The following is a 6,680-nucleotide window of genomic DNA, read 5'->3' on the forward strand; positions in this document are numbered from 1 at the left end:
AACATAATTTTAGTGGATAGTCTTTGCATAGACACTATGATAGAATATTTGAGAAACATATAAGAAGGAGATGTATAACATGACTCAGCAAACTACTCATGAAACAAAGAAAAAATTAGAAACTGCTGTATTAGTCGGTGTACATGCTCAAAATGAAAACGAATTTAATTTTGATTCAACGATGGAAGAATTAAAAGCCCTATCTTTGACTTGTCAACTAGATGTTAAAGGACAAGTTACTCAAAATAGAGAACAAGTCGATCATAAATATTACGTTGGTAAAGGTAAGATTGATGAACTTAAAGCTTTTATTGAATTCCATGGTATAGACGTCGTAGTAACGAATGATGAGTTAACTACCGCTCAATCAAAAACATTAAATGATAATTTGGGCATTAAAATTATCGATAGAACACAATTGATTTTAGAAATATTTGCCTTAAGAGCTAGCAGTCGCGAAGGTAAATTACAAGTAGAATTAGCGCAATTAGATTATTTATTGCCAAGACTTCAAGGACATGGTAAGAGTTTATCAAGACTAGGTGGTGGCATAGGTACACGTGGTCCTGGTGAAACTAAGTTAGAAATGGACAGACGTAACATTCGAACACGTATGAATGAAATTAAACATCAATTAAAAACTGTAGTGGAACACAGGGAACGTTATCGTAACAAACGTGAACAAAATCAAGTCTTTCAGATTGCACTCTTAGGTTATACAAATGCGGGCAAATCGTCATGGTTCAATGTATTATCTGGCGAAGAAACCTTTGAAAAAGATTTACTCTTTGCAACATTAGATCCTAAAACACGTCAAATTCAAATAAATGAAGGATTTAATTTAATTATTTCAGATACTGTAGGTTTCATTCAAAAGTTACCAACGACGTTGATTGCCGCCTTTAAATCAACTTTAGAAGAAGCAAAAGGTGCAGATTTATTATTACATGTTGTTGACGCAAGTCATCCAGAATACCGTTCTCAATATGATACAGTAAATCAATTGATTAATGACTTAGATATGAATCAAATACCACAAGCGGTTATATTTAATAAGAAGGATCAATGTAGTGTTAGTGATGATAAACCATTATCTGCATCTCCATCTATCTTTGTCACTAGCCGTAATGAAGAAGATAAATCTAAAGTTAAGGCATTTTTAATAGATCAAGTTAAATCAACACTAAGTTTCTATGAAGAGATTGTCCCAAGTACAAACGCAGATAGACTTTATTTCTTAAAGCAGCATACACTCATTGAAGAAATGAATTTTGATGCTGAAAATGAAACTTACGTCATTACTGGATATAAAAAATGATAAAAGGAAGTATATGAAAATGTCAGATATTACATCAATGGTTAAAGACGTAGAGAAGACGTTGGCACCATATTTTAAAGAAATAGAAGAAATTGCATATAGCAATCAGGAAAAAGTTCTGAATGCTTTTCATTACGTTAAAGCTACCGAGAGTGATTTAGTTGGAAGTACAGGGTATGGATATGATGATTTTGGTCGGGACCATTTGGAAGAAATCTATGCACATACATTTAAAGCTGAAGATGCTATTGTGCGCCCGCAAATCATTTCTGGTACACATGCGATTACTCTAGCACTTCAAAGTACACTTAAATACGGAGATGAACTATTATATATTACTGGAAGTCCATATGATACGTTGCTTGAAGTAATAGGGGTAAATGGAAATGGCATTGAAAGCTTGAAAGAACACGGTGTCGAATTTAAAGAAGTCCCTTTAAAAGATGGACAAATAGATATAAATACTACAATTGAAACCATTACAAACAAAACAAAAGTAGTGGCAATTCAACGTTCCAAAGGATACGACCAAAGACCTTCAATCACTGTTGACGAAATTGAATCAGCTATTCATGCAATTAAAAAACAATATCCGAACGTCATTGTTTTTGTAGATAACTGTTATGGAGAATTTGTCGAGGAACGTGAACCTATTGAAGTTGGTGCAGATCTGATAGCAGGTTCACTAATCAAGAACCCAGGCGGTGGTCTAGCTAAGATTGGTGGTTATATAGCCGGACGTAAAGATTTAATCGAACGTTGTGGTTATCGATTAACAGCTCCTGGTATCGGTAAAGAGGCCGGCGCTTCTTTATATTCATTACAAGAAATGTATCAAGGATTCTTCTTAGCACCACATGTAGTTAGTCAAAGTTTGAAAGGTGCATTATTTACAAGCTTACTCCTTGAAAAGATGAATATGAAAACAGTTCCTAAATATAATGTTAAACGTACTGATTTAATACAAACTGTCCAATTTGATACTAAAGAACAAATGATAGCATTTTGCCAAAGTATTCAACATGCTTCACCAATTAATGCTCATTTTAGTCCAGAACCAAGCTATATGCCTGGTTATGAAGATGATGTCATTATGGCAGCCGGTACTTTTGTTCAAGGGTCTTCAATTGAATTGTCTGCAGATGGACCTATTAGACCACCGTATGAAGCTTATGTACAAGGCGGATTAACATATGAACATGTTAAATTAGCTGTTACACGTGCAGTTAGTTATTTAAAAGAACAAAACTTGATATAGAAAAATGTATCCCTACTTGAGTTGAGTAGGGGTTTTTTGGAAAAATTTATAATTCAATATAAATCACCTGGTATAAAAGGCTTTGTAATTAATATTAAATATAGCTTTTAAAATTACATGTAAGAAAACCTAACATATTTTTGTAATACGCTTTAAACTATGCTAAATTAGTATCAAGTTCAAAAGTAGAGGTGAGGTTATTAATGTCTAACGATAAAATCAGACGTAATATGGCCGTGTTCTCTATGAGTGTTGTTTGTAAATTAACAGAACTCACTGCAAGACAAATCCGCTACTATGAAACACATGAACTTGTCATGCCCGAGCGTACAGAAGGAAATAAGCGATTATTCTCGTTAAATGATTTAGAACGTCTCCTCGAAATTAAATCTTTGATTGAGAAGGGATTTAACCTTAAAGGAATTAAACAAATCATAACTAATAATCAAGGGCATTTAACATCAGATGAACAAGAGATTAGAAAAAGAATGATTGTAGACGCAACGCAGAAACCACCTGGTGAAGCTTTGCCAATAAATCGTGGGGATTTATCACGGTTTATTAAATAAATTTTTGGAGGATTTCTACCATGCCTAAACGTACATTTAGTAAAGATGACATTCGTAAATTTGCAAAAGAAGAAAACGTAAGATATTTAAGATTACAATTCACAGATATCTTAGGTACAATCAAGAACGTTGAAGTACCAGTTAGCCAATTAGAAAAAGTATTAGACAACGAAATGATGTTTGATGGTTCATCAATCGAAGGTTTCGTACGTATCGAAGAATCTGACATGTATTTATGCCCAGATTTAGATACTTGGGTTATCTTCCCATGGACTGCCGGTCAAGGTAAAGTAGCTCGTTTAATTTGTGATGTTTATACTACTGACGGTGAACCATTTGCTGGTGACCCACGTAATAACTTAAAACGTGTGTTAAAAGAAATGGAAGATATGGGCTATACAGATTTCAACTTAGGGCCTGAACCAGAGTTCTTCTTATTCAAATTAGATGAAAAAGGTGAACCAACATTAGAACTAAATGATAATGGTGGTTACTTCGATTTAGCACCTACAGACTTAGGTGAAAATTGCCGTCGTGACATCGTGTTAGAACTTGAAGATATGGGATTCGATATCGAAGCAAGTCACCACGAAGTTGCGCCAGGACAACATGAAATTGACTTTAAATATGCAGATGCGATTACTGCTTGTGATAACATCCAAACATTTAAATTAGTTGTTAAAACAATTGCACGTAAGCATAACTTACATGCAACATTCATGCCAAAACCATTATTCGGTGTTAACGGAAGCGGTATGCACTTCAACGTATCATTATTCAAAGGCAAAGAAAATGCATTCTTCGATCCAAATGGTGAAATGCAATTAACAGAAGATGCTTATCACTTTACTGCAGGTATCTTAAATAATGCGCGTGGATTCACAGCTGTATGTAACCCATTAGTAAACTCTTATAAACGTTTAGTTCCTGGTTACGAAGCACCTTGTTATATCGCTTGGAGTGGTAAAAACCGTTCACCATTAGTACGTGTGCCATCTTCAAGAGGATTATCAACTCGTATTGAAGTACGTTCAGTAGACCCAGCTGCTAACCCTTACATGGCATTAGCAACTATCCTACAAGCTGGTTTAGATGGTATTAAGAACAAAACTAAAGTCCCAGAACCAGTTAACCAAAATATTTATGAAATGAACCGTGAAGAACGTGAAGCTGTAGGTATCCAAGACTTACCTTCAACACTTTACACTGCTTTAAAAGCTATGCGTGAAAATGACACAGTTAAAAAAGCGTTAGGTAATCACATTTACAATCAATTTATTAACTCTAAATCAATTGAATGGGATTATTACAGAACTCAAGTTTCTGAATGGGAACGCGATCAATACATGAAACAATATTAATTCGCTAAGCAAATTGGGGAAAGACTTAGTGGTATAAGGAGTTAAGGCATCTTGCCTTAGCTTCTTTTTTGTGTTTGAAAAGCTAAATTTACTTGACCATTTTTGTGAAGAAATTCAAATTGGTCAACTAGATTATGGCAAGATATGGCTGTAGTTCAAAAAGAAGTGGAAACAACGACGAGCAATGTATTACATAGAGGGAGACATCCTAATGAGTATGTATCTGAGTTTAAAAAGCAAACAAATTCCACTACTTATAATGCTAGTAGATTGTTAGTTACTGAATCTGCACGTGTTCAGGCTGAATCACAGAAGCTAACTTATCTTAAAGAATAAGGTGAAGATGGCGAGTACAAGTATGTAGCAAAAATTGACAAGAAAACATCTAAAATATGTCACACATTAAATGGTAAGGTATTTAAAGTTAAAGATATGATACCTGGAGTTAATGCTCCACCAATGCATCCATGGTGTAGAAGTACTACAGTACCGCATGTGGGAAACTGGCGGGATAAATTCTTTAATGAACGTAAAGGTAAGTATCAAATACAGGATAATGTATTAGAAAAAGAAAAAATACAAGAAAAAGCAAAAAAAGAAATGCTTGATATGGTACGTAGTGGTAAAATAAAATTAGATATAAACCCAGAAAAACAAAATAGACATTTGTTAGGTCATAAATCATACGAAGAATACAAACTGAAGAATTTAAAAAATGGAAAAGCAACTCCTAGTTTTACATTACTAACAAGCGATGAACTTAATTCTTTGATAATTCAAAAAAGCGGTAGTGGGAGACTGATAACTGATTCAAAAGGAATATGGAAAAATAAAGAAATAATTGACTTCGGAAAAATTATTGGCAAAGATTATATTGAGGGCAAATTTAAAACTACAAAAGTAGGTACAGTACATTATTCAAAAACTTGTACTCATATTATTCCAAACGGAAAAGAGGAGAAGTGATGAAATTATGGTCTTACATAGGTGAAAATGTATTGATAGAGTTGACAAATGGACAACAATTCATTGGTAAAGTTACAAACTATGATGATGAAGTAGACAACGAAAGTGGAGAAGATTCTATACATTTAGATGATGGAAAATTGTTATATGATTTTGATGAAAGTGAAATTAAATATATAAAGATTATAGATAAAGCATCTATTCGATAATAAAAGGCCAAGATGCTATTTTTATACACTTTTTTAACCTTCTACAGAAGGTTATTTTTTATGTCCAAAACGTGCTGATGACGTTATAAAAGCAAGTATGGAATGAAAAGTCGACAGACTATAAACGGAGGTATATCTCGTGGAAAACAACCAAAGTAATATTACTAAAGAAACAAAAAGCAATGAGAATTTAGAAACACCTAATGAACAAGCCCAACATAATGAGAAAACATTTTCCCAAGAAGAAGTATCTCAAATGATTAAAGACCGTCTAGCTAGAGAAAGAAGAAAATCTGATGAGCGTATTAAAGACGCTATTCAAGAAGCTGAAAAACTGGCCAAGATGAATAAAGACCAAAAAAGTCAATATGAGATAGAAAAACTTTTTAAAGAAAATGAAGCATTAAAAGCTGAAAAGGCATTATCTCAAATGAGAAATGAAACGCGTTCAATGCTTAGTGAATCGGGTGTAGAAAATTTTGATGATCAAATTGTAGACATAATAGAAAAACCCTAATTTAATTGCTGAACTAAAATGTGCCTCAATATCTTGCGATAAAATTTGAATTTACACTTGTGTGTTATATTATAAAATTAATATAATATAATTAAATAAAAAGTTGGTCTCAAAGTCTGAGAACTATTGACTCGAGTAAGACGCATGAAATAGTTAATAATTTATAAGTGGATGGGTTTTATGAGTAGAGAATTGAGAAGAAAGTTAACTTTTTATATTAATGTAGTTACTTTATTGTTAGCAATGGTTAATTATTTTAAGAAATAAAAGGAGCGTTTAACATTATGAAAATCAACAGGGATCAAATATCTCTATATTTAACGATAGGGATTTTTATATTAGCATTACTTGCTTTAATATCTAGCTTTATAAATTAAGAATAGAACCATAAATATTAATTTAAAATAAACATACTAAGATTAGCTGTGAAGAAATCTATGACGATAGATTTTTTCACAGCTATTTTTTATAGTTGTAGAGAG

General features: G+C 32.9%; 6 protein-coding genes and 2 pseudogenes. All 8 read left to right on the plus strand.

Annotation, left to right across the window (positions count from 1 at the left end; all coding sequences use genetic code 11):
* Positions 1 to 79 precede the first annotated feature (79 nt).
* The 8 genes and pseudogenes from hflX (at position 80) to SBL16_RS11620 (ending at position 6,198) form a co-directional block, all read left to right on the plus strand.
* A complete protein-coding gene (gene hflX / locus SBL16_RS11585) occupies positions 80 to 1,318 on the plus strand; it encodes a GTPase HflX (RefSeq protein ID WP_317954184.1) in 1,239 nt (412 codons plus the stop codon).
* Between the two features lie 19 nt (positions 1,319 to 1,337).
* Positions 1,338 to 2,576 (plus strand): aminotransferase class I/II-fold pyridoxal phosphate-dependent enzyme, encoded by a 1,239-nt coding sequence (locus SBL16_RS11590; protein WP_107612128.1) that lies wholly within the window; start codon positions 1,338 to 1,340, stop codon positions 2,574 to 2,576.
* Between the two features lie 203 nt (positions 2,577 to 2,779).
* Positions 2,780 to 3,145 carry a MerR family transcriptional regulator gene (locus tag SBL16_RS11595; RefSeq protein WP_011275891.1) on the plus strand — a complete coding sequence of 122 codons (366 nt, stop codon included), beginning with the start codon at positions 2,780 to 2,782 and terminating at the stop codon, positions 3,143 to 3,145.
* Positions 3,146 to 3,165: 20 nt separating this feature from the next.
* Positions 3,166 to 4,506 carry a type I glutamate--ammonia ligase gene (gene glnA / locus SBL16_RS11600; RefSeq protein WP_011275890.1) on the plus strand — a complete coding sequence of 447 codons (1,341 nt, stop codon included), beginning with the start codon at positions 3,166 to 3,168 and terminating at the stop codon, positions 4,504 to 4,506.
* A gap of 117 nt (positions 4,507 to 4,623) precedes the next feature.
* Positions 4,624 to 5,472 (plus strand): annotated as a pseudogene (locus tag SBL16_RS11605) (minor capsid protein); the annotation flags it as partial.
* Positions 5,472 to 5,681, plus strand: coding sequence for a hypothetical protein (locus SBL16_RS11610; RefSeq protein ID WP_002433602.1), 210 nt, complete (start codon positions 5,472 to 5,474; stop codon positions 5,679 to 5,681). The pseudogene SBL16_RS11605 and the gene SBL16_RS11610, both read left to right, overlap by 1 nt.
* A gap of 55 nt (positions 5,682 to 5,736) precedes the next feature.
* Positions 5,737 to 5,830, plus strand: a pseudogene (locus tag SBL16_RS11615) (hypothetical protein); the annotation flags it as partial.
* Complete coding sequence (locus SBL16_RS11620) at positions 5,821 to 6,198, plus strand: DUF4355 domain-containing protein (protein ID WP_107612129.1); 378 nt, start codon at positions 5,821 to 5,823, stop codon at positions 6,196 to 6,198. The pseudogene SBL16_RS11615 and the gene SBL16_RS11620, both read left to right, overlap by 10 nt.
* The last annotated feature ends 482 nt before the right edge of the window (positions 6,199 to 6,680 follow it).

Origin of the sequence: Staphylococcus sp. NWU MK-U1, assembly GCF_033283505.1 — a bacterium.
In the GTDB taxonomy this organism is placed as follows: Bacteria; Bacillota; Bacilli; order Staphylococcales; family Staphylococcaceae; genus Staphylococcus; species Staphylococcus haemolyticus.